This window comes from Bacillus sp. 105MF (assembly GCF_000374885.1).
GTDB classification, from domain to species: Bacteria; Bacillota; Bacilli; order Bacillales; family Bacillaceae_G; genus Bacillus_A; species Bacillus_A pseudomycoides.
Genome location: NZ_KB895666.1, coordinates 1 through 2,120 on the forward strand (window position 1 = coordinate 1; position 2,120 = coordinate 2,120).

The following is a 2,120-nucleotide window of genomic DNA, read 5'->3' on the forward strand; positions in this document are numbered from 1 at the left end:
GTAGTTGTATTGTTTATTTTATTAATCATAGTTGGAGCTGCTTGCTTCTGCTAAAAAAAACTATCAGAAAAAACACTCTTATAAGAGTGTTTTTTCTTTATGGCCCAATACCAGCGTAGCTGCGTTTAAGAGCAAAGTAGCTTGTTTTTGTAACAAAAACAAACGTTTATATTACGCGAAGTACTTAAAAATAATAGATTCTATAACCCTTGAATTCGTTGTAACAAAATACTCTATCAAAAATAATTCGTAACATTATTCATATAACACCTTTTTGTTACTGCAAAATATATGCATATAGGACTAAATTTTTACACTTAATTGCTACTTTGTCCCTGGTTACAAGAACGCTGGTACTGGGCCTAATCAATTAATTAGTCTTTAAACAAACCGAAAAAACCTTTCCGTTTTTGTTTCTGATTTTGTTTCTGTATATCTCTAATGTTTTCAAGCAATAACTGATCTCGTTTCTCTAACTTTTTCTCTATAAAGACTTCTAATTCACTATTTTTCCCCTCTACTTCAGTTAGTTTTCTCTCAGTATTAGCTAAATACTCTTTTGTAGTAACTAATTCATTGGTAATCTCTTGTAATTTTTGAACTAATGCTTGATTAAATTGATTTTGTAATTGCTGATTTTCCAATACTTCATCCAATTTTTTTTCTAATTCCAATTTTTCTTCTTTTGAAACAAACGAATCAAGTTCTCCATTCTTCCATGCTCGAACTTGATCGTAAGACCATTTTTGTACATGTATTTTTTCTTTTATAGCTTTTAATTCTTCAATATTTTCCTTAGAATACCTGCGATGTCCTCCCTGACTTCGCTCCGTTTGTATATTAAATTCATTTGACCATACTTTTAATAAATCGGGAGTCACCCCTAAACTATCCGCAACAATTTTCGGTGTATACATTTCCGATTTTAGTTCCAATTTTAATTCCTCCCCAAAAAACGGAATAAGTTTTTCTTCGCATAAACGCGATTAAATCAATATTTTAATCAAAATCGGAATTCACTTACAACTGATTTCACAACCGATTTTAAAAACGAATTGATTTCGAAATACATATCGATTTTAACACCGATACTCATTACTTCTCGATAATAACATCAAAATCTTTTTTCTCTATATAAGATTTTATGCAAAAAAAGAGTAGCCAGGATCCCTAAGATCCCCACTACATCAACAATGTATAAAATCGTGTATATAAAAATAAAGCAAGGACAAGAGGGAATCCCCTTTAAAACAAGAATTCCACCTTGTCCTTGCTACCGATAATGGTGCGTTATGTTAACTTTATATGTATACGATATACTTCTTTGCTTTTCTTTGGACAAGTAGAGATAAGTATACAAGAAAAACAGGCTCGTTTTACATTTAATATATTAAACCCAAACAAAGGAGCTTGATTATTTATGTCATTTGAAAATGGAAATCATTTCAATCCTTGTGCGTTTCCTCTTCTTACTCCGGGACCTCAAGGACCACAAGGGATAGTTGATGTTTTTTTTACAGGCAGTAATGAAAGAGTAAGTATTGAAAGCGTACATCCCCAGTCTTCTCTAACTTTAACACTTCCACCTATCACAGTATTGCCTGGTCAAATTGTTGACTTAGATGCTTTCGCAACGATAACTCTTTTACCGGAAGAAGATGAAGATGTTTTTGCCGGGATCCTTAATATCAGATTATTGAGAAATCTAGATTTAGTTACAGATTCAACAGAAACTGTTTTTGGAATAACAAAAACACCAGTTGTTAACGATCGTCTTGAGTTTAATCCTTCCGTTACATGGGTAGATTCTCCATCACCAGGCACTTACCAGTATACACTTGTAATATTTCCTGTACGTACCAATATAGATGATAATACTAGTACTTTTGGACCTCGTGCTCTTAAAGCAAAAGTCCTTAATACAGCATAATGTTTACATTTCCTGTACTTGTAACAAAGTCTAATGAGTTATCTTTCTTGTAGACCCCTTTTTATTAATAATTATCTTAAATTATTATAAATGGATATATAAAATCGAGAAAATCAAATATCCAGTAAAAAAGATTTTCGATTGAAGATCTTTTTTATATGCCAATAACGATCATTATGTCAATCAGCTG

Annotated in this window: 3 protein-coding genes; 2 read left to right on the forward strand and 1 reads right to left on the reverse strand. The window is 31.7% G+C overall.

The window, feature by feature from the left end:
* Positions 1-54: YjcZ family sporulation protein (locus C564_RS36010; protein ID WP_155896306.1), on the forward strand; the 54-nt coding region annotated here is incomplete at its 5' end.
* Between the two features lie 320 nt (positions 55-374).
* Here C564_RS36010 and C564_RS0131310 read toward each other — a convergent pair.
* Entirely contained in the window at positions 375-935 is a 561-nt protein-coding gene (locus tag C564_RS0131310; RefSeq protein WP_018768221.1) for a MerR family transcriptional regulator, read from the reverse strand.
* A gap of 485 nt (positions 936-1,420) precedes the next feature.
* On the opposite strand from C564_RS0131310, the gene C564_RS0131315 reads away from it, so the two are divergent.
* Entirely contained in the window at positions 1,421-1,930 is a 510-nt protein-coding gene (locus tag C564_RS0131315) for a hypothetical protein (protein ID WP_018768222.1), read from the forward strand.
* Positions 1,931-2,120: the final 190 nt, after the last annotated feature.